The 23,777-nt window shown below is 76.2% G+C and carries 21 protein-coding genes; 14 read left to right on the top strand and 7 right to left on the bottom strand.

The annotated features are described in order from the left end of the window. Positions 1-236: 236 nt before the first annotated feature. From B9L22_RS15415 to B9L22_RS15400, 4 genes are all read right to left on the bottom strand, one after another. Positions 237-1,208: an alpha/beta hydrolase gene (locus B9L22_RS15415; protein ID WP_021483702.1), complete on the bottom strand. Its 972-nt coding sequence runs from the start codon at positions 1,206-1,208 to the stop codon at positions 237-239. Further along, entirely contained in the window at positions 1,205-2,164 is a 960-nt protein-coding gene (locus B9L22_RS15410) for a zinc-binding dehydrogenase (RefSeq protein WP_086150992.1), read from the bottom strand. Before B9L22_RS15410 ends, B9L22_RS15415 begins: the two co-directional genes overlap by 4 nt. Before the next feature lie 84 nt (positions 2,165-2,248). After that, entirely contained in the window at positions 2,249-3,565 is a 1,317-nt protein-coding gene (locus B9L22_RS15405; protein WP_086150991.1) for a homoserine O-acetyltransferase, read from the bottom strand. Positions 3,566-3,587: 22 nt separating this feature from the next. After that, positions 3,588-4,925, bottom strand: a complete 1,338-nt coding sequence (locus tag B9L22_RS15400; RefSeq protein ID WP_086150990.1) for a bifunctional o-acetylhomoserine/o-acetylserine sulfhydrylase — start codon at positions 4,923-4,925, stop codon at positions 3,588-3,590. 346 nt (positions 4,926-5,271) lie between these two features. Between B9L22_RS15400 and B9L22_RS15390 the strand changes: the two genes are divergently transcribed. Beyond that, positions 5,272-6,636, top strand: a complete 1,365-nt coding sequence (locus B9L22_RS15390; protein WP_086150988.1) for a C40 family peptidase — start codon at positions 5,272-5,274, stop codon at positions 6,634-6,636. A 69-nt stretch (positions 6,637-6,705) separates the two neighbouring features. On the opposite strand, the gene B9L22_RS15385 is transcribed toward B9L22_RS15390, so the two are convergent. Next, the gene (locus B9L22_RS15385; protein WP_034655165.1) at positions 6,706-7,209 is read right to left on the bottom strand and encodes an inorganic diphosphatase; all 504 of its coding nucleotides are present in this window, start codon (positions 7,207-7,209) and stop codon (positions 6,706-6,708) included. A gap of 260 nt (positions 7,210-7,469) precedes the next feature. Between B9L22_RS15385 and dacB the strand changes: the two genes are divergently transcribed. After that, positions 7,470-8,882 carry a D-alanyl-D-alanine carboxypeptidase/D-alanyl-D-alanine-endopeptidase gene (gene dacB / locus B9L22_RS15380; RefSeq protein WP_086150987.1) on the top strand — a complete coding sequence of 471 codons (1,413 nt, stop codon included), beginning with the start codon at positions 7,470-7,472 and terminating at the stop codon, positions 8,880-8,882. Between the two features lie 34 nt (positions 8,883-8,916). Here the strand turns inward: dacB and B9L22_RS15375 are convergent, their stop codons facing one another. Together B9L22_RS15375 and vapB are read right to left on the bottom strand one after the other, a co-directional pair. After that, positions 8,917-9,339: a type II toxin-antitoxin system VapC family toxin gene (locus tag B9L22_RS15375; protein ID WP_034655167.1), complete on the bottom strand. Its 423-nt coding sequence runs from the start codon at positions 9,337-9,339 to the stop codon at positions 8,917-8,919. Further along, entirely contained in the window at positions 9,336-9,569 is a 234-nt protein-coding gene (vapB, locus tag B9L22_RS15370) for a type II toxin-antitoxin system VapB family antitoxin (protein ID WP_021482085.1), read from the bottom strand. The genes B9L22_RS15375 and vapB overlap by 4 nt, the downstream gene beginning before the upstream one ends. 85 nt (positions 9,570-9,654) lie before the next feature. Between vapB and B9L22_RS15365 the strand changes: the two genes are divergently transcribed. The 12 genes from B9L22_RS15365 (at position 9,655) to panC (ending at position 23,766) form a co-directional block, all read left to right on the top strand. Beyond that, positions 9,655-10,782, top strand: coding sequence for a zinc-dependent metalloprotease (locus tag B9L22_RS15365; protein ID WP_233140172.1), 1,128 nt, complete (start codon positions 9,655-9,657; stop codon positions 10,780-10,782). Between the two features lie 3 nt (positions 10,783-10,785). Further along, the gene (gene tilS, locus B9L22_RS15360) at positions 10,786-11,868 is read left to right on the top strand and encodes a tRNA lysidine(34) synthetase TilS (RefSeq protein WP_086150986.1); all 1,083 of its coding nucleotides are present in this window, start codon (positions 10,786-10,788) and stop codon (positions 11,866-11,868) included. 5 nt (positions 11,869-11,873) lie between these two features. Beyond that, on the top strand, positions 11,874-12,428 hold the full coding sequence (hpt, locus tag B9L22_RS15355) for a hypoxanthine phosphoribosyltransferase (RefSeq protein ID WP_021479810.1): 555 nt from the start codon (positions 11,874-11,876) through the stop codon (positions 12,426-12,428). Between the two features lie 178 nt (positions 12,429-12,606). Beyond that, positions 12,607-14,709, top strand: a complete 2,103-nt coding sequence (gene ftsH, locus B9L22_RS15350) for an ATP-dependent zinc metalloprotease FtsH (protein WP_086150985.1) — start codon at positions 12,607-12,609, stop codon at positions 14,707-14,709. Then, positions 14,709-15,362, top strand: a complete 654-nt coding sequence (gene folE, locus B9L22_RS15345; RefSeq protein ID WP_143317339.1) for a GTP cyclohydrolase I FolE — start codon at positions 14,709-14,711, stop codon at positions 15,360-15,362. The genes ftsH and folE overlap by 1 nt, the downstream gene beginning before the upstream one ends. Before the next feature lie 64 nt (positions 15,363-15,426). Further along, on the top strand, positions 15,427-16,314 hold the full coding sequence (folP, locus tag B9L22_RS15340) for a dihydropteroate synthase (protein WP_086151052.1): 888 nt from the start codon (positions 15,427-15,429) through the stop codon (positions 16,312-16,314). Between the two features lie 120 nt (positions 16,315-16,434). Next, positions 16,435-19,092, top strand: a complete 2,658-nt coding sequence (gene folK / locus B9L22_RS20575) for a 2-amino-4-hydroxy-6-hydroxymethyldihydropteridine diphosphokinase (RefSeq protein WP_233140171.1) — start codon at positions 16,435-16,437, stop codon at positions 19,090-19,092. Further along, positions 19,092-19,610: a DUF3180 domain-containing protein gene (locus tag B9L22_RS15330; RefSeq protein ID WP_086150984.1), complete on the top strand. Its 519-nt coding sequence runs from the start codon at positions 19,092-19,094 to the stop codon at positions 19,608-19,610. Before folK ends, B9L22_RS15330 begins: the two co-directional genes overlap by 1 nt. Before the next feature lie 67 nt (positions 19,611-19,677). Next, on the top strand, positions 19,678-20,196 hold the full coding sequence (locus B9L22_RS15325) for a PH domain-containing protein (RefSeq protein ID WP_021483258.1): 519 nt from the start codon (positions 19,678-19,680) through the stop codon (positions 20,194-20,196). Continuing rightward, on the top strand, positions 20,193-21,731 hold the full coding sequence (locus tag B9L22_RS15320) for a PH domain-containing protein (protein ID WP_086150983.1): 1,539 nt from the start codon (positions 20,193-20,195) through the stop codon (positions 21,729-21,731). The genes B9L22_RS15325 and B9L22_RS15320 overlap by 4 nt, the downstream gene beginning before the upstream one ends. Then, entirely contained in the window at positions 21,728-22,771 is a 1,044-nt protein-coding gene (locus B9L22_RS15315) for a Rossmann-like and DUF2520 domain-containing protein (protein ID WP_086150982.1), read from the top strand. The genes B9L22_RS15320 and B9L22_RS15315 overlap by 4 nt, the downstream gene beginning before the upstream one ends. Continuing rightward, positions 22,768-23,766 carry a pantoate--beta-alanine ligase gene (gene panC / locus B9L22_RS15310; RefSeq protein WP_086150981.1) on the top strand — a complete coding sequence of 333 codons (999 nt, stop codon included), beginning with the start codon at positions 22,768-22,770 and terminating at the stop codon, positions 23,764-23,766. Before B9L22_RS15315 ends, panC begins: the two co-directional genes overlap by 4 nt. The last annotated feature ends 11 nt before the right edge of the window (positions 23,767-23,777 follow it).

Genomic DNA, 23,777 nt, shown 5'->3' with positions numbered 1-23,777 from the left:
ATACCGAACCCGGAAGCTAAGCCCTTCAGCGCCGATGGTACTGCCCTGGAGACGGGGTGGGAGAGTAGGACGCCGCCGGACAACCCTTCACCGAAGGCCCACCCCACACGGGGTGGGCCTTCGGCATATCCGCATACCCCCACACGACGCGACGGACGAACCGGTGCCGGTACGTCCGGGGCCGTCGTCGGTCCAACGAACGCCCGCACAGGGACGCGAGAGCGGACGAGGGTTCCTCAGGACCAGCCGTACGCCGCCGACCAGCGGACGATCTCCGCGAAGAAGCGTGCCCGGGGTTCCGGTGCCGAGAGCGAGAGGTCGTGCATCCCGCCGGGGATACGGACCAGGGTGACGACGCGACCCAGGTGCGAGGCCCGGCGGGCGAGCGGCTCGACGTCGAGCACGATGTCTGCGGCGCGCATGTCCTCCGTCCACCGCGTGCTGAACAGCGACCTCTCGGCGAGGAGCACGAGCACGGGGCAGTCGATCGCGAGGCCTGCGGCGACGCGAGCGTGGCCAGAGATGATCGCGCGCAGCCATCCCGCGCGGACGGGGAACGACGGGACGGGGCGCCACGCGTCGTCGATGGTCCACGTGCCGTCCTCCCGGTCCCGCAGCGTCCGGGCGTAGTAGCCGGGATCGACGTTGGGGAGCGGGGCACGGGGCTGGAAGCGGGCGAGCTGGCGGATCGCGGGGCCGGAGACGGTCCGCGCGACCGACGAGCCCTGCAGCTCCAGCCACGGGCTGTTGAGCACCAGGCCACGCACGACGCCGGGGTGCCGGTGCGCCCACAGCGCCGCGACGAGACCACCGGTCGAGTGCCCCATGAGCATGATCGCGACGTGCGCCCCGAGGTCCTCCCGCACGACGTCCAGCGCGGCGGCGATGTCGGCGTCGTACTCCTCGAGGTGGTCCGCGTACCCGGGGGTCTGGTGCGGACGCAGGCTGCGACCGTACTTGCGCAGGTCGACGGCGTAGAACGCGGCGCCGAGTCCGTGCCAGGTCTGGGCGAGCTCGGTCTGGAAGAAGTAGTCGCTCCAGCCGTGGAGGTAGAGCACCGCGCGCGCGGGGCGCAGGGGCTCGTCCGTCGGCGGGACGTGCCGGACGACCGTGACGACGACGTCGCCCTCGTCGTCGGGCTCGAGCTCGACGGTGCGCTGCTCGAACCCTGCCCCGAGCACGTCGGGGGCCCAGGCCGGGGACGTCACGGCGTGAGCACCACCTTGCCGAAGTGGTCGCCGGCCGCGAGCCGCGCGAGGCCGTCGCGCGCGCGGGCGAGGGGGAGCACCTGGTCGACGACGGGGCGCACCTCGCTCCGCGCGAGGAACCGCAGGAGCGCGGCGAGGTCGTCGCGCGAGCCCATGGTCACGCCCTGCACGCGGATCTCGTGGAAGAACACGCGCGTGAGCTCGGCGGGCGACGCGTCGCCGCTCGTGGCACCCGCCACGACGACGGTGCCGCCCGGCCGCACCGACCGCAGCGAGTGGCTCCACGTGGCCTGCCCGACCGTCTCGACGACGACGTCGACGGGCGCGGGCAGGCGGGCGCCGGGCTCGAACGTCGCCGCCGCCCCGAGGCGGGCCGCTCCGGCGCGCTTCGCCGCGGAGCGAGACGTCACCCACGTCTCGAGCCCCGCGGCGGCGCCGAGCGCGACGGCCGCCGTCGCGACCCCGCCGCCCGCGCCCTGCACGAGGACGCGGTCTCCGAGAGCGGCGCCACCGGCGGTGAACAGCATGCGGTAGGCGGTGAGCCACGCCGTCGGGACGCACGCGGCCTCGACGAAGGTCAGCTCGGGCGGCTTGGGGACGAGGTTGTGGGTCGGGACGGCGACGCGCTCCGCGAGCGTGCCCGGGTACCGCTCGGACAGCAGGGAACGACGCTCGGTGGGCCCGACGCCGTGCCCGTCCGCTCCGACGACGGCGTGCACGACGACCTCGGAGCCGTCGGGGGCGACGCCCGCGGCGTCGGTCCCGAGGATCATGGGCAGGCGGTCGGCGGGCAGCCCGACGCCGCGCAGCGACCAGAGGTCGTGGTGGTTGAGCGACGCGGCGCGCACGTCGACCGTGGTCCAGTGCTCGCGGGACGCGGGCTCGGGGCGGTCCCCGACGACGAGGCCGGCCAGGGGGTCGTCGTGGTCGGTGCGGTCGGCGTAGGCGGCGAGCATGGGACCAACCTACGGTCCGGCCCGTGCTCCGACCACGGGGCCCGCCCGGGCGAGCCCCCAGGACCTGCCCCGACGACGAGCGGGTCAGTCGCGCACGCGCGCCCGCTCGCCGAGGAAGTCGGCGACGATCGGTCCGAGCTGGTCGAACTCGATGAGGAAGCCGTCGTGCCCGAAGTCGCTCGTGAGCGTCCGCAGGGGCTCGGCGCCGGGGATGCCGGCGGCGATGCGCGCGCAGTCGGCGGGGAGGAACAGCCGGTCGGTGTCGACGGCGACGACGAGCGCGTGCGCGGTGATCTGCGCGAGCGCCGCCTCGACGCCGCCGCGGTCGCGCCCGAGGTCGTGCGTGAGCATCGACTCGGTGAGCACGACGTACGAGTTCGCGTCGAACCGCCGCGCGAGCTTGTCCCCGTGGTGGTCGAGGTAGGACTGCACGGCGTAGCGGCCGTCGGTGAACGGGTCCTCGCCGCCCTGCGGCAGCCGGCCGAAGCGGTCGTCGAGCTCGCGCGCGGACCGGTAGGTGGCGTGCGCGATCTGCCGGGCGATGCCGAGCCCGACGTGCGGGCCGTCGCCGTCCGCGGCGTCGTAGTAGTCGCCGCCGCGGAAGCCCGGGTCCGCGCGGACGGCGCCGAGCTGCGGGTGGGCCCAGGCGATCTGGTCGCCCGTGGTCTGGGCGGCGGTCGCGATCGCGGCGAGCGAGACGACGTCGACCCCCGCCTCGGGCCCGAGCAGCGCCCACTCCAGCACGCGGTGCCCGCCCATCGAGGCGCCGACGACGAACGCCCACGACGTGATGCCGAGCGTCCGGGCGAGCTCGATCTCGACCGCGACCTGGTCGCGCGTCGTGACGCGCGGGAACCGGCTGCCCCACGGGCGGCCGTCGGGCGCGGTCGAGGCCGGTCCGGTGGTGCCCTGGCAGCCGCCGAGCACGTTGGGCGCGACGACGAACCAGCGGTCGGTGTCGATCGGGGCGCCGGGCCCCACGAGCGACTCCCACCAGCCCGCGGTGACGTGCCCCGGGCCGGCGGGGCCGCTCACGTGCGAGTCGCCGGTGAGGGCGTGCAGCACGAGGACGGCGTTCGACCCGTCGGGCGCGAGCGTGCCCCACGTCTCGTACGCGACCCGGACGTCGGGCAGGCGGGCGCCGGACTCGAGGTCGAACGTGCCGACGTCGGCGAAGCGTCGCCGGCCCGCCGGGTCGCCCTCGCGCCACGCTCCGGTCGCCGGGAGCGGGGCCTTCACCCGCGCGCGCGACGGCGCCACGCCGTGCGTCGACGAGTCGCCCGGCCGCGCGCCGGAGCGGGCGTCGGGGGCGGGGGAGAGGAGCTCGTCGTTCACCGGGGTCACCGTCGGCCACTGTACGGCCGGGGCGCCCAGGGCGCCCCGGCTGTCCAGATCCGTCATCGCCGCGCCCGTCGTCGGCCGGTCAGGAGCCCAGCGCCGACTTGGCGGCGGTGAACCCGAGCTCGAGGTCGGCGAGGATGTCGTCGACGTGCTCGATGCCCACCGCGAGGCGGACCAGGCCCGGCGTCACGCCGGACTTCGCCTGCTCCTCGGGGCTGAGCTGGGCGTGCGTCGTCGACGCCGGGTGGATGACGAGCGACCGGACGTCGCCGATGTTCGCCACGTTCGAGTGGAGCTGCAGCGCGGAGACGAACGCCTGCCCGGCGTCGCTGCCGCCGTCGAGCTCGAACGCGAGGACCGCGCCCGCGCCGCGCGGCAGGTACTTCTGCGCGTTCGCGTGCCACGGGCTCGAGGGCAGGCCCGCGTAGTGGACGGTCCGGACGTCGTCGCGCGCCTCGAGCCACTCGGCGACCTTCTGCGCGTTGGCGACGTGGCGCTCGACGCGCAGGGACAGCGTCTCGATGCCCTGTGCGATGAGGAACGCGTTGAACGGCGAGATGGCCGAGCCCAGGTCACGCAGGAGCTGGACGCGCGCCTTGAGCACGTACGCGAGGTTGGCGCCGAGGATGCCGCCCACGCCGAGGTCGCGCGCGTAGACGAGGCCGTTGTACGAGGGGTCGGGCGTGTTGTAGTTCGGGAACCGCTCCGGGTGCGCCGCGTAGTCGAACGTGCCGCCGTCGACGATCACGCCGCCGATCGCGGAGCCGTGGCCGCCGAGGTACTTCGTCGCGGAGTGCACGACGACGTCCGCCCCGTGCTCGAGCGGGCGCAGCAGGTACGGCGTGGCGACCGTGTTGTCCACGATCAGCGGGACGCCGACCTCGTGCGCGACCGCCGCGACGGCCTCGATGTCGAGGACGTCGGCCTGCGGGTTCGGGATCGTCTCGCCGAAGAACAGCTTCGTGTTCGGGCGCACGGCGTCGCGCCAGGCCTGCGGGTCGTGCGGGTCGGCGACGAACGTCGTCTCGACCCCGAGCTTGGCGAGCGAGTACTGCAGGAGGTTGTAGGTGCCGCCGTACAGGCTCGGGGAGGCGACGACGTGGTCGCCCGCCTCGGCGACGTTGAGGATCGCGAACGTCGTCGCGGCCTGCCCGGACGCGAGGAGCAGCGCGCCGACGCCGCCCTCGAGCGAGGCGATGCGGTTCTCCACGACCTCCTGCGTCGGGTTGCCGATGCGCGTGTAGATCGGGCCGAGGTCCTTGAGCGCGAAGCGGTCGGCCGCGACCGAGGCGTCCGGGAAGACGAACGACGTGGTCTGGTAGATCGGGAGCGCGCGGGCGCCGGTCGTCGGGTCGGCGGTCTGGCCGGCGTGGACCTGGCGCGTCTCGAAGGACCAGGCGGGGGCGGTGTCGGTGCTCATGGTTGCTCTCCTGCGGGTGGGGTGGGACGGCGGCGTGCGGGTGCACCGGGGCGGGTGCGGCGGGGACGGGGTCGTCGACCGCGGCGAGAGGCGCACGCGGGACGGGATGCCGCGGCGAGGGGCGTCGTCGACGACGGCTCGCGGGCAGGCGAACGTGCGCTCGGGTCAGCGACACATTCGACGGGACATGAGGCCGAGGCTAGGCGCGTCGTCGGCGACCCGGTAGGCCCTTCTCACGATGCGAGACCACATTCTGAGAAAGCCCCGGCTGCTCGGATCGCGCGGAGCGGACCTTCCGGGCAGACTCGTGCGAGTGCTGTCAACGAGACACGCCGAGGAGGGGTTGATGAACCGCGTGACCCGGAGCGCGCCGCGCCGTCGCGTCGCCGTGGCGGGGGCCGCCGGAGCGCTCGTGCTCGCGCTCGGCGTGGGCCTCGCGCCGACCGCGTCGTCCGCGCCGTCGGACGACGACGTGCGCGCGGCGCGCGAGGCCGCCGACGGCGCGTCACGGGACGTCGCGACGGTCGAGCGCGAGCTCGCGGCCCTGCGCGAACGGCACGCGTCCGCGGTCGCGGCCGTCGAGACGGCGGCGGAGGAGTACGCCGCGGCGCAGGGTGAGCTCGAGGCCGCCGACGCCGAGGTGCGCGACGCCCAGGCGGCGCTCGCGACGGCCCGGTCGGGCGAGTCCGACGCGCGGGCCTCCGTCGGTGCGCTCTTCCGCGCGTCACGCCAGGGCTCGACCGAGCTCGACGCCCTGCGGACGGTCCTGGACGCGGACGGCGTCGAGCAGGTCGTCGCGCGCGAGAACGCCGAGCGCGTCGCGGGCCGCACCGCCGGACGTGCGGTCGAGACGCACGCGACGGCGCGCGCCGTCGCCGGCACGGCCCGCGCGCGGGCCGACGCGGCGCTCGCGCACCAGGCCGAGGTCGAGGACCGAGCGCGCGACGCTCTGGCCGCCGCCCAGGTCTCCTCCGGGGCGCTCGACGAGGCCGTGCAGGAGTCGGCGGCACGCCGGGAGACGCTGCTCGCCGAGCTCGCGCAGGCGCGGGCCACGAGCGTCGACGTCGAGCGGGAGCGCCAGGACGCGCTCGACGCGCAGGCCGCGAGCGCGCGCGAGAGCGCGGCCCGGGAGCGGGTCGCGCCGTCCGCTGGGACGCCGGCGGCCGCACCGTCCGCCCCCGCCGCTCCGTCCGTCCCGGCCCCGCAGGGCCCGGCTCCCGCCCCGGCACCGGCTCCGACCCCCGCTCCCGCGCCGGCGCCGGCTCCCGCCCCGGCTCCGGCGCCTCAGCCCACTCCTGCCCCGCCGCCCGTCGTCACGCCGCCGCCCGGCACGGGCGTCGGGAACGGCGCCCAGGGCCAGGCCGCCGTCGCGTGGGCGCGCACGAAGATCGGCGCGCCGTACGTGTTCGGCGGCACCGGGCCGGGCTACGACTGCTCGGGCCTCACGTCCCGCGCGTGGGCCGCCGCCGGCGTCGACATCACCCGGACGTCGCGCTCGCAGTACCAGCGCGTGCAGAAGATCTCCTACGACCGCCTCCGCCCGGGCGACCTCATCTTCTACGCGAACGACACGTCGAACCCGTCGACCATCCGCCACGTCGCGATGTACACCGGCGGCGGGATGATGATCGAGGCCCGGCAGCCCGGCAGCCCCGTGCACGAGGTCGCGATGCGCTGGGCCGACGCGATGCCGTACGCAGGCCGACCGTAGCCCGACGCGCGACGGCGGCCGCCCACCTCACGAGGTGGGCGGCCGCCGTCGCGCGGGGGGACGAGCCGGTCAGTGGCCCGGCGTGTGGTACCCGGAGTCGATGGCGCGCTGCAGGGAGCGCTCGATCTCGGCCTCGGCGTCGGCGCGGCCGACCCAGTGGGCGCCCTCGACGGACTTGCCGGGCTCGAGGTCCTTGTAGACCTCGAAGAAGTGCTGGATCTCCAGGCGGTGGAAGTCGGACACGTCGTCGATGTCCTGGCGCCACGCGGCACGCTGGTCGCCCGTCGGGACGCACAGCACCTTGTCGTCGCCGCCGGCCTCGTCGCGCATGCGGAACATGCCGAGCGCGCGGCAGCGGATCAGGCAGCCCGGGAACGTGGGCTCCTCGAGCAGCACGAGGGCGTCCAGCGGGTCGCCGTCCTCGCCGAGCGTCCCCTCGATGAACCCGTAGTCGTCGGGGTAGCGGGTCGAGGTGAAGAGCATGCGGTCGAGGCGGATGCGACCGGTCGCGTGGTCCACCTCGTACTTGTTGCGCTGCCCCTTGGGGATCTCGATCGTGACGTCGAACTCCACTGCTTCCTCCAGTCGTACCGGCACCGCGGCGCTCGGGCGGTGGCTGGTGTCGGATGATCGACGGACGACGCCGTCGTGCGGGAACTAGTGTGACACGGGACGTCCGCCCACAAGAGTCCGTACGGCCCTGGGCGGGCGACGCCGTGAGTGATAATGCGCACGTGCCCGCGGCCCCGGGGGCGGGTCGGACGCCCGGCGACCGGTCGGGACGGGCGGGCGGACGACGCGCCCCGGTGACCGGGGCGGACCGAGGGAGAGGTATGGGCTGGGCGACGCGCACGGGCGTGGCCGTCGGCGTGGTGCTCGCGCTCGCGGGCGGGTACGCCGTGGCGGACGCGTACGACGTCGTCCCCGGCGTGCTGACGCTCGAGCCGCCCGTCCCGGAGCCGCCGCCGTTCCCGCAGGCGCCGGGCGCGGCCGCCGCGCCGCCGCTCGAGGTGGAGCTGCCGGCGCTCGACGACGCGGCGCCCGTCCCCGCGACCGGCGCGGTGCAGACCCTCGTGGACGGGCTCGTCGCGGACACGCGGCTCGGCCCGCGCGTGGGCGTCCTCGTGACCGACGCGGTGACGGGCGACGTGCTGGGCGCCGCCGGCGAGAGCGTGGGGCACGTCCCGGCGTCGACCCTCAAGACGTTCACCGCCGCGGCGGCGCTCACCTCGCCGGGAGCGCACACCACGCTGCCCACCCGGGCCGTCCTCGAGGGGCAGGAGACGGTGTACCTCGTGGGCGGGGGCGACATGATGCTCGCGGCCGGTGCCGGGGACCCGACGGCGGTCAACGGCCGGGCCGGGCTCGGCGACCTGGCCGCGCAGGTCGCGGGCGAGCTGCGGCTGACGGGACGCACGACGATCTCGCTGCGCCTCGACGACACGCTGTTCACCGGGCCCGCGGTCGCGCCGACCGTCGACCCGGCCAGCGTGCGCAACGGCTACGTCGCGCCCGTCGCGGCGCTCGCGGTGAACATCGCGCGCCTCACCGACGAGGAGTACGCGCCGCGCGCCGAGGACCCTGCCCTCGCCGCGGCCGACGCGTTCGTGGCCGCGCTCGCGCAGGAGGGCGTCACCGTCTCCGGGGACGTCGTGCGAGCGCCGGCGCCGAGCGAGGGTCGCACGGTGGGCGAGGTGGAGTCCGCCCCGCTCGGCGACGTCGTCGCGTACCTGCTCCAGCACTCGGACAACACCATCACCGAGGTCGTCGGCCGGGTCGTCGCGCTCGACGCGGGCCTGCCCGGCTCGGGTGCCGGCGCGACCCAGGCCGTGCGGGCGGCGGTCGAGGGCCTCGGCGTCGACCTCACGGGCGCGACGCTCGCGGACCTGTCCGGGCTCGGCGACGGCTCCGTCGTCACGCCCGCACAGCTCGACGAGGTCGTGGGCCTCCTTGCCGACCCCGCGCACCCGCGGCTGCGGCCCGGCGCGGTGGGCCTGCCCGTCGCGGGGCTGTCCGGGACGCTCGACGAGCGCTACCTCGCCAACGCGGGCCGCGGCGTCGTGCGCGCGAAGACCGGCAGCCTGCCGAACGTCACGTCGCTCGCCGGGACGGTCGTCACCGCGGACGACCGCCTCCTCGTGTTCTCCCTCATGGCCGACGCCGTCCCGGACGGCGGCACCTACGGCGCGCGCCTGATCCTCGACGACTTCGTCGCGTCGCTCGCGGAGTGCGGCTGCTCCGCCTGACGGGCCGCGCCACGTCTGGGGGAGGGCTCCCGGTTCAGGGGCCGTGCGTCGCGTCCGCCAGCCAGTCCTCGACCTCGAGGCCGGGCACGCGGGAGAACTCGCGGACGTCGTTCGTCACCAGCACGAGCCCGAGCGACCGGGCGTGCCCGGCGAGGAGCGCGTCGTACGGGCCGACAGGGGTGCCGCGGGCCGCGAGGACGGCGCGGACCCTGCCGGCGTGCATCGCCGCCAGGCTGTCGAAGGGCAGCACGTCGACGAGCGACAGCAGCTCGTCGACCGCCTGCCGGTTGCGGGCCGGGTCCTGCGAGCGCTCCACGCCGTACTCCAGCTCCATCTCGCTCACGGTCGAGACGGCGACGCGCCCCTCTGCCTCCCGCAGCCTCGGACGCGCGGCCGCGCCGTGCCCGCGGAGGAGGGCGACGAGCACGTTCGTGTCCAGCAGGTAGAGGGTGCTCACAGGGCCTCGCGCTCGTCCGCAGTGCCCTGGTCGCGGTCGGCGAGGAAGCCGGGACCGACGCGCAGGCCGTGCTCGAACCACTCGTCCCACCCGGAGCCGGCCGGGGTGATGACCCGTGACCGGCCGACGGCCCGGACGTCCACCTCCCGGACGTCGTCGGGCAGCGCGACCGCCTTGGGCAGGCGGACCGCCTGCGTCCGGTTGCTGCGGAACACCGTCGTGCGCACCATGCCGACCTCCTGTCGTATATCCCGAGAGTATATCCTCCGGGCGTCCTCGAACCCGTCGGCCGGGCGAGCGGGTTACCGTGGGCCGGTGACTCTCGTCGAGCAGGACGACCGTCCCCACGGCCCGTCGCGCGGCGACCGGTCGGTCGTCGACTGGTCCGCCGCCGCGCAGATCGCCGGGCGCCTCGCGCGCCCGGGGCCCCAGGCGTCGCGCGCCGAGCTGGCCGACCTCGTCGAGGGGCTGCGCACCGCGGCGGGCGAGGCCGTCCCGCACGTGCTCGACGTGACCCGCATGACGCCCGTCGCGGGGACCCCGGAGACGCTGGGCACGGTGCACGTCGTGGACCGGCCCCGCTGGGCGCGCGCCAACACCGAGATCATGGCGTCGCTCACCACGGGCGTCACCGAGGCGCTCGTGGGGGAGAGCGGGCGCGTGCCGCAGGCGACCGCCCTCGTCGGCGCCGCGCAGGTCGGGTCGGTCCTCGCGGTCCTCTCGAGCCGCGTCCTCGGCCAGTTCGACCCGTACAGCGGGAAGGCCGCGGCAGGAGCGGGCCCCGGCCGGCTCGTGCTCGTCGCGCCCAACGTGCTCCAGGTCGAGCGCGCGCTCGACCTGCGGCCCGCCGACTTCCGCCTCTGGGTGTGCCTGCACGAGCAGACGCACGCCCTCCAGTTCGCGGCGGCGCCGTGGCTCGCGGACCACCTGCGCAGGCGCGCGGGCGACCTCCTCACCGAGCTCTCCGCGTCGTCGCGACGCCTCGCCGAGGCCCGCCTGCGCGACAAGCTCGTCGCCGTGGGGCGCGCCGTCCTGCACGCGGTGCGCGGCGAGGGCACGACCCTCCTCGACGGCCTCCTCACGCCCGAGGAGCAGGACCGGCTCGCCGACGTCACGGCCGTCATGGCGCTCCTGGAAGGCCACGCGGACGTCGCCATGGACGCCGTCGGGCCCCGCACCGTGCGCACGGTGCGCAGCATCCGGCGCAAGTTCGACGCGCGGCGCGACGGCGAGGGCAGCTCCGGCCTCGACGTCGTGCTGCGGCGCCTGCTCGGCATGGACGCCAAGATCGCCCAGTACCGCGACGGGGCGGCGTTCGTCCGCGCCGTCGAGAAGGACGTCGGGCGCGACGGCTTCAACGCCGTGTGGGCCTCCCCGGAGAACCTGCCCACGGCCCGCGAGATCGCCGACGCGCGCGCCTGGGTGCGCCGCGTGCACGGCTGAGCCGTGGGCGGTCCGGCGCCGGTCGTCGCCGCCGCGCGCCACGCCGTGCGCGGCGCGCTCGCGGACCTTCCCGCAGGGGCGACGGTGCTCGTCGCCTGCTCCGGCGGCGCCGACTCGACGGCGCTCGCGGCCGCCACGGCGTTCGTGGCGCCGCGCCTCGGGCTGCGGGCGGGCGCCGTCGTCGTGGACCACGGGCTCCAGGACGGCAGCGCCGCCGTCGCGGCGGCCGCCGCCGAGCGGTGCCGCGACCTGGGGCTCGACCCGGTGGAGGTACGCCGCGTCGTCGTCCCGACGGCGGGCGACGGCCCGGAGGCCCACGCCCGGACGGCCCGGTACGCCGCGCTCGACGACGTCGCGGCGGCCCACGGCGCCGGCGCGGTGCTCCTGGGCCACACGCTCGACGACCAGGCCGAGACGGTGCTGCTCGGCCTCGCCCGCGGGGCGGGGGCGCGCTCGCTCGCGGGCATGGCGCCGCGGCGCGGGGCGTACCGGCGCCCGTTCCTCGCCCTGCGGCGCGCGCAGACCGAGGCGGTGTGCCGCACGCTCGGGCTCGACTGGTGGGACGACCCCACGAACACGGGCGCGCCGCTGCGCTCGCAGGTCCGCGCGCGGGTCGTGCCGGCGCTCGTCGACGTGCTCGGCCCGGGCGCGGTGCCCGCGCTCGCGCGCAGCGCCGACCTCCTGCGCGACGACGCCGACCTCCTCGACGCGCTCGCGGCCGACCTCCTCACGGCGGCGCTCGTCCCACCCGGCGCGGACACCGGCCCCGGCGCGGACCCCGGCCGCGGCGGGGGAGCGGCGCCCCGCGCGACGGTCGTGCTCGACGTCGGCCCGCTCGCCGCCGCGCACCCGGCGCTGCGGCGTCGTGCGCTGCGGTCCGCGGCGCTGCGCGCGGGGTGCCCGGGGAGCGACCTGTTCGCCGTCCACGTCGACGCGCTCGACGCGCTCGTCACCGCGTGGCGCGGCCAGGGCCCGGTGCACCTCCCGGGCGACCGCAGGGCGTCGCGTGCGTGTGGCAGGCTTTCCCTGGGCCCGGGACCAACGCGCCGGGCCGGCACCTCCCCCCTCCCCCCAGCTCAGGAGTGACCCCCGTGGAAGCATCGGACGTCGCAGGCGACCTCGAGAACATCCTGCTCACCGAGGACCAGCTCGGTGCGCGGCTCGACGAGATCGCCGCGCAGATCGACCGTGACTACGCGGGCAAGGACCTCCTGCTCGTCGGCGTGCTCAAGGGCGCCGTCATGGTCATGGCGGACCTGGCGCGCCGCCTGCACAGCCACGTCGAGATGGACTGGATGGCCGTGTCGTCGTACGGCTCGGGCACCAAGTCGTCGGGCGTCGTGCGCATCCTCAAGGACCTCGACGCCGACCTCACCGGCCGCAACGTGCTCATCGTCGAGGACATCATCGACTCGGGCCTCACGCTCTCGTGGCTGCTGTCGAACCTCCGCTCGCGCGGGCCGGCGTCGGTCGAGATCGCGGCGATGCTCCGCAAGCCCGACGCGGCGAAGACCGAGGTCGACGTGCGCTACGTCGGCTTCGACATCCCCAACGAGTTCGTCGTGGGCTACGGCCTCGACTACGCGGAGAAGTACCGCAACCTGCCGTTCGTCGGGACGCTCGCGCCGCACGTCTACTCGAGCTGAGCCGGGCGGCGGCGGGCCACGAGCCCGCCCGGACCGCCCAGGGAGCTGCTCAGGAAGTACGGACCACGCCCTGGGCGAACAGAGGGAAGATCCCCAGCAGGCGCCAAGGTCCAGAGTGTAGTTTCGAGCCCGAACACTTGCGCGAGCGGAGGGATCCGGGGCGCACGCCCCGTCGCCGATGAACATCAAGAAGATTCTCAGTGGGCCGATCGTCTGGATCGTCCTGGGCCTCGTGATCCTGTGGATCGCGTTCGCGACGTTGTCGCGCCCCACGGTCCAGCGCATCGACACGTCCGCGGGCCTCGAGCTGCTCTCGGGCGACACGGTCGAGCAGGCGCTCATCGTGGACGGCGACCAGCGCGTGCGTCTCACGCTGTCCGAGGACTACGTGGCCGACGAGGGCACGGACACCGAGGAGAACAAGGGCAAGAACGTCGAGTTCTACTACGTCCAGCCGCAGGGCGAGGCGGTCGTCGACGCCGTCGTCGCCGCGGAGCCGAAGGACGGGTACAACTCCGAGGTCGCGCAACCCTCGTTCTGGTCCTCGCTGCTCGGGCTGCTCATCCCGTTCCTCATCATCGGCGTGCTGTTCTGGTTCCTGCTGTCCCGCATGCAGGGCGGCGGCTCGCGCGTCATGGGCTTCGGCAAGTCGCGCGCCAAGCTCGTCTCGAAGGACACCCCGCAGGTGACGTTCGCGGACGTCGCGGGCGCCGACGAGGCGGTCGAGGAGCTCCACGAGATCAAGGAGTTCCTCTCCGACTCGGAGAAGTTCCAGGCCGTCGGCGCCAAGATCCCCAAGGGCGTCCTGCTGTACGGCCCTCCCGGCACGGGCAAGACGCTGCTCGCGCGCGCCGTCGCCGGCGAGGCGGGCGTGCCGTTCTACTCGATCTCCGGCTCGGACTTCGTCGAGATGTTCGTCGGCGTCGGCGCGAGCCGCGTCCGCGACCTGTTCAACCAGGCCAAGGAGAACTCGCCCGCGATCATCTTCGTCGACGAGATCGACGCCGTCGGCCGCCACCGCGGCGCCGGCATGGGCGGCGGGCACGACGAGCGCGAGCAGACGCTCAACCAGCTCCTCGTGGAGATGGACGGCTTCGACGTCAAGACGAACGTCATCCTCATCGCCGCGACCAACCGCCCCGACATCCTCGACCCGGCGCTCCTGCGCCCGGGCCGCTTCGACCGCCAGATCGCGGTCGAGGCGCCCGACCTCAAGGGCCGCGAGGCGATCCTGCGGGTGCACGCGGCGGGCAAGCCGATCGTCCCCGAGATCGACCTGGCGGCCGTCGCGCGTCGCACGCCCGGCTTCACCGGTGCCGACCTCGCGAACGTGCTCAACGAGGCGGCGCTCCTCACCGCCCGCAGCGGGGCGCAGCTCATCGACGACCGGGCGCTCGACGAGGCGATCGACCGTGTGATCGCCGGTCCGCAGAAGCGCACGCGCGTCATGAACGTCAAGGAGCAGAAGATCACCGCGTACCACGAGGGCGGCCACGCCCTCGTCGCGGCGGCCATGCGCTACACGGACCCCGTCACGAAGGTGACGATCCTGCCGCGCGGCCGGGCGCTCGGGTACACGATGGTCATGCCGACCGAGGACAAGTACTCCACGACGCGCAACGAGCTGCTCGACCAGCTCGCGTACGCGATGGGCGGCCGCGTCGCCGAGGAGCTCGTCTTCCACGACCCGACGACGGGCGCCTCGAACGACATCGAGAAGGCGACCGCGATCGCGCGCAAGATGGTCACCGAGTACGGCATGAGCGAGCGCGTCGGCGCGATCAAGCTCGGCTCCGGCTCGGGCGAGCCGTTCCTCGGCCGCGACATGGGCCACCAGCGCGACTACTCGGAGTCGGTCGCGGGCACGGTCGACCACGAGGTCCGCAAGCTCGTCGAGGCCGCGCACGACGAGGCGTGGGAGGTGCTCACGCAGTACCGCGACGTGCTCGACGCCCTCGTGCTCGAGCTCCTCGAGAAGGAGACGCTGAATCAGGCCGAGCTCGCCCGCGTGTTCTCCCCGGTCGAGAAGCGCGCCCCGCGCGACGTCTGGCTCTCGAGCGAGCAGCGGGCCGTCTCCCAGCGCGGGCCCGTGCTCACCGACGCCGAGAAGGCGGCGCAGAACGGCGCGCCCGTGATCCCGCAGGACGAGGCCGCGGCCGCGAACGACGAGCTCCCCCCGGAGCGGATCGGCGAGGTGCCCGCGGACAGCCCGCTCGACCGCGCGCTCGGCCGCGACACGACCACGGACGCCACCGACGTGCGCGAGCCGGGGCAGGACTGATGGGCACCCCCACGGGCGCCTCGGCGGGCACGGGCGCGATCACGCCGGCCCGGTCGGCGGAGGGCCTGCGCGCCGCCGCGGACGTCCCGCCGTACGACCAGGACCGCGCGGAGGCGGCCGTCCGCGAGCTGCTGCTCGCCGTCGGCGAGGACCCGGACCGCGAGGGGCTGCGCGAGACGCCGGCCCGCGTGGCGCGCGCGTACCGCGAGATCTTCGCGGGCCTGCGTCAGGAGGCCGCGGACGTCCTGACGACGACCTTCGACCTCGGCCACGAGGAGATGGTGCTCGTCAAGGACATCGAGGTGTACTCGACGTGCGAGCACCACCTCGTGCCCTTCCACGGCGTCGCGCACGTCGGGTACATCCCCAACGTGGACGGCCGCATCACCGGCCTGTCGAAGCTCGCGCGCCTCGTCGAGGTGTACGCGCGCCGCCCGCAGGTGCAGGAGCGCCTCACGTCGCAGGTCGCGGACGCGCTCGTGGAGCACCTCACGCCGCGCGGCGCGATCGTCGTCGTCGAGTGCGAGCACCTGTGCATGTCGATGCGCGGCGTGCGCAAGCCCGGCGCGCGCACCGTCACGTCGGCGGTGCGGGGCCAGATGCGCGACGGCGCGACGCGGGCCGAGGCGATGAGCCTCATCCTGGGGCGCTAGGCCCGTGGACCGGTTCGTGGTCGCGGGGCTCGAGGAGCTCGCGGACGTCGGACGCACGCTCGTCATGGGCGTCGTCAACGTCACGCCCGACTCGTTCTCCGACGGCGGCGAGTGGTTCGAGCCGGACGCCGCGATCGCCCACGGGCGCGAGCTGCTGGGCGAGGGCGCGGACATCCTCGACGTCGGCGGGGAGTCGACCCGCCCCGGGGCGGGCCGGGTGCCCGTCGAGGCGGAGCTCGCGCGCGTGCTCCCCGTGATCTCCGCGCTCGCGGCCGAGGGGGCGGTCGTCAGCGTCGACACGACGCGCGCGGTCGTCGCGGAGCGCGCGGTCGCGGCGGGCGCCCGGCTCGTCAACGACGTCTCCGGCGGGCTCGCCGACCCGGCGATGGCCGACGTCGTCGCGCGCACGGGCGTCGCCTACGTCTGCATGCACTGGCGCGGGCACGCGGACGTCATGGACGACCTCGAGGACTACGACGACGTCGTCACGGACGTGCGCGAGGAGCTCGCCGCGCGCGTGGACGTGCTCCTCGCGGCGGGCGTGCGGCGCGAGCAGGTCGTGCTCGACCCGGGTCTCGGTTTCTCGAAGGCCGGGTCGTCGAACTGGCCGCTGCTCGCGCGCCTGCGCGAGCTCGAGGCGCTGGGCCTGCCCGTCCTCGTCGGCGCGTCCCGCAAGCGGTTCCTCGGGCACCTCCTCGCGCGCTCCGACGGTCGGCCCGTCCCGCCGCTCCTGCGCGACGACGCGACCGCCGCGGTCACGACCCTCGCCGCGGCGTCGGGCGCGTGGTGCGTGCGGGTCCACGCGGTCCGGGCGTCCGCCGACGCCGTGCGGGTCGCCGCCGCCTGGGGGCGTGCCCGCGACGAGGTCGTGCGGCCCGCGGACGGCGGCGCGGCGCAGCCGGCGGACCGACCGAGGGTCGGGAGCGACTCGACGGCGCGGCCCACGACCTAGCAGGATGGGCGAGGGGCCCCGCGGCGCGGGCGGCCCGGCGCAGCACGACACACGCAACGAGACACGGTGACGACGACCCGCCCCGGCGGGCGACGACGCAGCACCGGACGGGAGCACGACGTGACCACAGCGTTCGCAGGAGCGGTCCTCGACGCGGACGGACGGCCGTTCGACCGGATCCGCCTCACGGGCCTGAGCGCGACGGGCCACCACGGCGTCTTCGAGCACGAGAAGGCGCAGGGCCAGCTCTTCCGGGCCGACGTCGTGCTCCACCTGGACACGCGCGCGGCCGCGAGCGGCGACGACCTGTCCCGGACCGTCAGCTACGCGGGCGTCGCCGAGGACGTCGTCGCGGTCCTCGCCGGATCGCCCGCCGACCTCGTCGAGACCGTCGCCGAGCGCATCGCCGCGACGATCCTCACGCACGACGACGTCGTCGCGGTCGACGTCGCGGTGCACAAGCCGCAGGCGCCGATCACGGTCCCGTTCGAGGACGTCGAGGTCGTCATCCGTCGCGACCGCGTGGTCGTCCCCGTCGTCGCGCCGCTGTCGCGCCGTGCGGAGCAGGGGTCGCGCGACGCGCAGCCCGTCGGGCCGATCCCCGTCGGGTCGGTCGCCCCCGCGCTCATCCACGGCGTCGGCGACGTCCCCGCGCCCGACGACCGGGCCCCGCTCGCCCCCGCGCCCGAGGTCATGCCGCCCAGCATCCTCCCGGGCTCGGCCGGTGCCCCGGGCGAGGACGCGCGGACCGCGGCCGAGTCCGGTGCGACGGCGGCCGAATCCCCGGAGGACGCGCTCGACGCGACCCGCGAGGCTCCCGCCGTCCGGGACGACGCCGTCCCCGGCGACGACCGTTCCGAGCAGCAGACCCACGCGGAGGCACCGGACGGCGAGGCCCCGTACGGGGAGGCGCCGTACGCGGAGCCCGCGCCCGACGACCGCGGCGAGCCCGCGCACGACGACGCGGCGCCGCACCCGCAGCAGGCGGCGTCGTACGACGAGCTCGTCGCGGGGTCGGTCCCCGCGGCCGGCCCCGCCGAGCACGTGCTGCACCACGACGCGCCGCCGGTCGCGCCCGGCGCGCCGTCGGGCGAGCAGCAGACCGTCCCCGGCGACGCCGGGCCCGTCGAGCACGCCGCCCCCGAGGCCGAGCCCCTGCCGTACGGCGCCGCGGCCGAGCCCGCCCCGGCGCGCGACGAGGCCCACGGCGGGGCGCACGACGCCGCGGAGGCGGCCGCGCCCGTCGAGCACGACCGGATGGACGACGTGCCCGCCGGGTTCGTCGAGGTCGTGCTCGCGCTGGGCGCGAACCTCGGCGACGCCCAGCAGACGCTGCGCGACGCGATCACGGACCTCGACCGGATCTCCGGCCTCGAGATCACGGAGGTCTCGCCGCTGGCCCGCACGGAGGCCGTGGGCGGCCCCGACCAGCCGGACTACCTCAACACCGTCCTCCTCGCGCGCACGCGCCTGTCGGCGCGCGACCTGCTGCACGCGTGCCAGGCGGTCGAGCAGGCGCACGGCCGGGTGCGCGACGAGCGCTGGGGTCCCCGCACGCTCGACGTCGACCTCATCGTCTACGGCACGCTGACGGCCGTCGCCGACGACCTGGAGCTGCCGCACCCCCGCGCGCACGAGCGGGCGTTCGTGCTCGAGCCGTGGTCGCAGATCGACCCGGACGCGGTGCTCCCGGGCCTCGGGGGCGGCCCCGTCGCGGCCCTCGCGGCGACCGCGCCCGACCGCGGCGGCATCCGGTGGCTCGCGCTCGACTGGCTGACGGACCCTGCCCCCGACCCGACGGGCGCCGTGCCCGTCGCCACGGGCAGCACGGACGCCGCCCCGCCGCCCGCGCCCGCCGACGCGCCCGACCCCTACCAGCAGGCGCACACCGGTCCCGTCGCCGCCCCGTACGACGGTCCCGTGACGCCCAGCGGCGGCGTGCCCGCCCCCGACGGCGCGCCGGCACCGCAGCAGCCGGCACCGCAGCAGCCCGTGCCGCCGCACGAGGCGCACCCGGCGCCGCAGCAGCCCGTGCCGCCGCACGAGGCGCACCCGGCGCCGCAGCAGCCGCTCGTGCAGGAGCCCCTCGCGCAGCAGCACACGGCCCCGCAGCAGCAGCCCGCCCCGCAGCAGCCGCCGCACGTCCAGGCGGAGCCGCCGCAGCCGCCCGCCCCGGAGCCCGCGCCCCCGGCGGCCCCGCCGCAGCCCGCGGTCGTGCCGCAGCCGGCCGGTCTCCCGCAGACCGTGACACCGAGCGAGGCGCTCCCGGCCCGGCCGGTCTTCGCGCCCGTCTCCGAGGGCGTCGCGCCCGAGGGGGCGGCCCCGCCGATCGTCCCCGACGGCTCGTTCGACCCGCGCGAGGACGCGGGCGTCCCCGTCGCCCCGTTCCCGGGGCCGTCGAACCGGCCGCCGTCGCACCCCGTGCCGTCGTCGCCCGACGCCGGGCACGCCCCGGACGCCAGGCCCGCCCCGGCTCAGGACGCGGCGCGCTTCCCCGAGCACGGCGCACCCGCGCACCCGGTCTTCCCGCCGGTCCACGCTCCCGAGCCCGTGCCGGCCGCACCGCAGCAGCCGGTCGCGCAACCCGCGCACCCGCAGCCGCCGGCGGACGCCGCGTCGTCCGGTGACGACATCATCCGGTCGGTGCCGTTCGCGCCGGTCTCGAGCGGTGGACCGGCGTCCGCCCCCGGCCCGCTCGCGGACGCGGGGCTCCCGGCGAACGACCCGTGGCCGCCGTTCGGGCCGGTGTCCGGCGACGGTCGCGACGACGAGCGCTGATGCGGCGCACCTCCGTCCGCACCCTGCTGCTCGTGGCGGTCGCGACCGCCGTCGCCGGGTGGTTCGTCGTGCGCCTGCTCCAGAGCCGCGGCACGCTCCTGCCGGCGGTGCCGTGGATCGTGGACGTCACCGTCCTCGCGCTCGCGGCGGCGGTGTTCTGGGCGGGCTGGACCGTGCGCGCGTACCAGCAGGGCAAGCGTCCGTCGCTCGACGCGATCCGCGCGGCGCGCACGTTCGTCCTCGCGAAGGCGGCCGCGCTCACGGGCGCGCTCCTGACGGGCTGGTACGGCGCGCAGGTGCTCGCCGCCCTGCCCGACCTCTCGATCGACGCGTTCCGCGGCCGGGCCCTCGCGGCCGGGGTGGCCGCCGCGTGCGCGGTCGTGCTGGCCGTCGTCGGGCTCGTGGCCGAGCGGTTCTGCCAGCTCCCGCCCGACGACCGCGGCGAGGGCCGGGAGGGCCGCGAGGGCTCGGTGACGCGCGAGGACCCGGAGACCCCGGGCGCGGGCACGCCCGCCTGAGGCCCGCGCCCCGCCCCGGCCTGTGCACGACCCGGTCCGCACCGGGACGGGATGGGAGAATCGACGCATGACCGACCCTGCACGGGACCAGGACCCCCGCGGCACCGGCCCCTTCGACCCGCCCGGCATCGAGTGGACGCGCGTGTCGCCGCGGCTCGTCACGGCGCGCCTGCTGTCCGTGGGCATCACGCTCGCGGTCCCGGCCGTCGCCGTGATCGTGCTCGCGATCCTCTTCCCGCACTGGTGGCAGTGGCTCGTGCTCGGCGTGCTCGCGCTCCTGGGCCTGTGGGCGGCCGTCCTCGTGCCGCGCCAGGTCCGCGCGATCGGCTACGCGGAGCGTGACGACGACCTCCTGATCCGCCACGGCATCATGTTCCGCACGCTCGTCGTCGTGCCCTACGGCCGCATGCAGTACGTCGACGTCCAGGCCGGGCCGCTCGCGCGCAAGCTCGGCATCGCCCAGGTCCAGCTCCACACGGCGTCCGCGTCGACCGACGCGACGATCGACGGTCTCGAGCCCGCCGAGGCGGAGCGCCTGCGGGACCGGCTCGCGTCGCGCGGCGAGGCGAGGCTGGCGGGCCTGTGAACGACGCACCGGCCACCGACGACCTCGTGTGGCACCGGGTGCACCCGGTCACCCCGCTCGTGCGGGGCTGGACGGTCATCGCGGTGCTCCTGGTCGTCGTCGGCCAGCAGACGCTCAACGGGCTGCCCGAGGGGGAGAACCTCCTCGAGGGCGACCGCTGGTGGATGATCCTCCTCGGCATCCTCGTGGTGGGGCTCGTGGGGCTCGGGTACTCGGCGGTCGCGTGGCGCATGACGAGCTACGCGGTCGACGACGAGTCGGTGCACCTGCGCACGGGCGTGCTGTTCCGGCAGCAGCGCAAGGCGCGCCTCGACCGGCTCCAGGCGGTCGACGTCGTGCAGCCGCTCCTGGCCCGGTTCTTCGGGCTCGCGGAGCTCAAGCTCGAGGTCGCCGGGGGAGCGGACTCGGGCGTGAAGCTCGGCTTCCTCAAGGAGGCGGAGGCGAACCGGCTGCGCAACGACCTCCTCGCGCGCGCCGCGGGCCTTCGGGTCGCGCGCGAGCGTCCGGCCGCTGCGACGGCGCCAGGCGCCCCGGGCGCGCCCGCGGTCCCGGGTGCTCCCGGCGCCGTCGGGGCGCCGGTCGGGGAGGTCACGGTCCCCGTGACGGACGCACCGTCCTTCGTCGCCGAGGCGCCCGAGCAGCCCGTGACCGCCGTCGGGCCGGGTCGGCTCGTCGCCTCGCTCCTGCGGTCCGGCGCGACGGTCGGCCTCGTCCTCGGTGTGCTCGGCATCGCGGGCGTCGTCGTCGGCACGCGCGAGATCGGGATCCTGTTCAGCGCGCTGCCCGCCGTGCTCGGCTTCGGCGGGTTCCTGTTCTCCCGGTTCACGGGCGAGTTCGGCTTCCGGTCCGCCATCTCTCCCGACGGCATCCGCCTGCGCCACGGCCTGCTGGAGACCCGCTCGCAGACGATCCCGCCCGGTCGCGTCCAGGCCGTCCGGCTGCGGCAGGGCCCGTTCTGGCGCGGCCAGGACTGGTGGCGCGTCGACGTCAACGTCGCGGGCTACGGCGTCAGCACCGATGGGACGGACAGCACGAGCGTGCTCCTGCCCGTCGGCACGCGCGACGAGGCGCTCGCGGCCCTGTGGCTCGTGCTGCCGGACCTCGGCACGCCCGACCCCCGCGGCCTGCTCGACGAGGGCCTGTCCGGGCTCGACGCCGGGCAGCACTTCGTCGCGTCCCCGCGCCGTGCGCGCCTGCTGGACCTCGTCGCGTGGCGGCGGAACGGCTTCAGCGTCACCGACCGCGCGCTCCTGCTGCGCGGCGGGCGCGTCTTCCGCACCCTCGTCGTCGTGCCCCACGAGCGCACCCAGTCGCTCGGGCTCGAGCAGGGACCGCTGCAGCGCCGGCTCGACGTCGCGTCGTTCACCGTGCACTCGACGCCCGGGCCGGTCTCGCCCCAGGTGCGGCACCTCGACGCGGGCGACGCCGCGCGCCTCCTCGACACCCAGGCCGAGCGCGCCCGCGAGGCCCGCGCGCACGCGGGGCCGGAGCTCTGGATGCGCCGCGACGACGTCCCGCTCGAGGAGAGCGCGTGAGCGCCGCGGACGGCACTCGCCGCCCCGGTCGGCTCGGGGTCGGCGTCGTCGGGGCCGGTCGAGTCGGGGCCGTCCTCGGCAGCGCCCTGCGCGCCGTCGGCCACGCGGTCGTGGGCGCGAGCGGCGTGTCCGACGCGTCGCGCGACCGCATCGAGACGCTCCTCGCGGGGGTGCCCGTCCTCGAGGTCCCGCAGGTCGTGGAGCGCGCCGAGCTCGTGCTCCTCGCCGTGCCCGACGACGCGCTCCCGGCCCTGGTCCGCGGCCTCGCCGAGACAGGGGCGTGGCAGCCCGGCCAGATCGTCGTGCACACGTCGGGCCGCTACGGCACGGCCGTCCTCGACCCCGCGCGCGCCGCCGGCGCCATCCCGCTCGCGCTGCACCCCGCCATGACGTTCAGCGGCACGTCGCTCGACCTCGCGCGGCTGGAGGGCACGACGTTCGCCGTCACCGCGCCCGGGCCGGTCCTGCCGATCGGGCAGGCGCTCGTGGTCGAGCTCGGCGGGGAGCCGGTCGTCGTCGCCGAGGAGTCGCGCGGGCTCTACCACGCGGCCCTCGCGCACGGCGCGAACCACCTCGTCGTGCTCGTCGCGCAGGCCGCGCAGGCGCTCGAGGCCGCGGGCGTCGACCAGCCCGGGCGCGCGCTCGCGCCGCTCCTCGCCGCCGCCCTCGACGGTGCGACGCGGGGCGCCGACGCGGGTGCCGAGTCGGGGACGGGCGCGGGCGCCGGGGCGCTCCTCGGGCTCACCGGGCCGGTGGCGCGGGGCGACGTCGGCACCGTCCGCGAGCACCTCGCCGCCCTGGACGCGCTCGCCGCGACGAGCGACGCGGCGGACGTGCCGCCGTCGTACCGGGCGCTGAGCCGCGCCGCGACGCACCGCGCGCTCGCGGGCGGCCGGCTCGGCGAGCGCGCGGCCCGCGAGCTCCTCGACGCGCTCGACGCGCCCGCGCCCGACCCGCGGGACCGGCCCGACCCGCAGGACCGGCCCGACCAGCAGGACCGGCCCGACCAGCAGGACCCGCACGACGAAGGACGAGCATGACGAGCACCCCCCGCCCGGACGCCGGGCCCCCCGCAACCGGGACCCCGGCCGTCGTGACGACGCGCGCCGCGCTGCGCACCGCGCTCGACGCGTGGCGCGCCGAGCACCCGCGCGGACGCCGCGTCGTCGTCATGACCATGGGTGCGCTGCACGCCGGGCACCTCGAGCTCGTGCGCCGGGCGCGCGCGGAGGCGGGCCCCGACGGCCAGGTCGTCGTGACGGACTTCGTCAACCCGCTGCAGTTCGGCCCCGGCGAGGACTACGAGCGCTACCCGCGCGACGTCGCGGCCGACGTGGCGCTGCTCGCCGCTGCGGGCCCGGACGCGGCGGTCGACGTCGTGTTCGCGCCACCCGTCGACGAGCTCTACCCCGACCTGGGCTCGGCCGACGGCCCGATCGTGCGGGTGACGTCGGGGCGCATCGGGACGGTGCTGGAGGGCGCGTCGCGGCCCGGGCACTTCGACGGCGTGCTCACGGTCGTGCTCAAGCTGCTCCACCTCGTGCGGCCGGACGTCGCCGTGTTCGGGGCGAAGGACGCGCAGCAGCTCCTCGCGGTGCGCCGCATGGTCGCCGACCTCGACCTCGACGTGGAGGTCCTGGCCGTCGAGACCGTGCGCGAGGCGGACGGCCTCGCGCGGTCGTCGCGCAACGCGTACCTGACCCCGGCCGAGCACGAGCACGCGCTCGCGCTGAGCCGCGCGCTGCGCGCCGGGCGGGACGCCGCGGCCGCGGGGGAGGACGCGCCGTCCGTGCTCGCCGCCGCGCGGGGAATCCTGGAGGCCACCGACGGCGTTGACGTCGATTACGTGGTGCTCGTCGATCCCGCTACCGTGGAGGACCTGGCGCCCGGCGCCGTCGGCCCCGGGCTCCTCCTGGTCGCGGCACGCGTGGGCACCACGCGTCTCATCGACAACACGGCCGTCGAGATCGTGCCGCCCGCGACCCGGGCGGCGGACCCCGCGGGCCGTGCCCCCGCACCTGGAGGAACCGCGTGACCGCGCAGACC

This window comes from Cellulosimicrobium sp. KWT-B (genome assembly GCF_002127155.1).
GTDB classification, from domain to species: domain Bacteria; phylum Actinomycetota; class Actinomycetes; order Actinomycetales; family Cellulomonadaceae; genus Cellulosimicrobium; species Cellulosimicrobium funkei.
Note: the sequence above shows the minus strand (reverse complement) of the source record. Positions and strands in the feature narration are given on the sequence as shown.